Annotated in this window: 1 pseudogene; it reads right to left on the bottom strand. The window is 70.7% G+C overall.

Annotation, left to right across the window (positions count from 1 at the left end):
- Window positions 1–196 (bottom strand): annotated as a pseudogene (locus KVT44_RS56560) (TetR/AcrR family transcriptional regulator); the annotation flags it as partial.
- Window positions 197–246 lie beyond the last annotated feature (50 nt).

Raw genomic sequence — 246 nt, forward strand, 5'->3', positions numbered from 1 at the left:
CCCCCTCCCACAGCACCGGTCCCACCGCCAGAGCCGCCACCAGACCACGGCTGACACCCACCAGCAACTGCAGCCCCCCGCCCCCCGCACCCTCCCGCACCACCAGCCGCTGCACCGACACCGTCGCCCCCGCCTCCACCTCACGCGCCAGAAGATCCTTGCTCGGGAAATGAAAATGCTGCGCCCCGGTACTCACACCCGCCCGCCTGCTGATCACCGGCAGCGAGGCAAGGGCATACCCGTCCT

This window comes from Streptomyces sp. GbtcB7 (assembly GCF_019091445.1).
Lineage (GTDB): Bacteria > Actinomycetota > Actinomycetes > Streptomycetales > Streptomycetaceae > Streptomyces > Streptomyces mirabilis.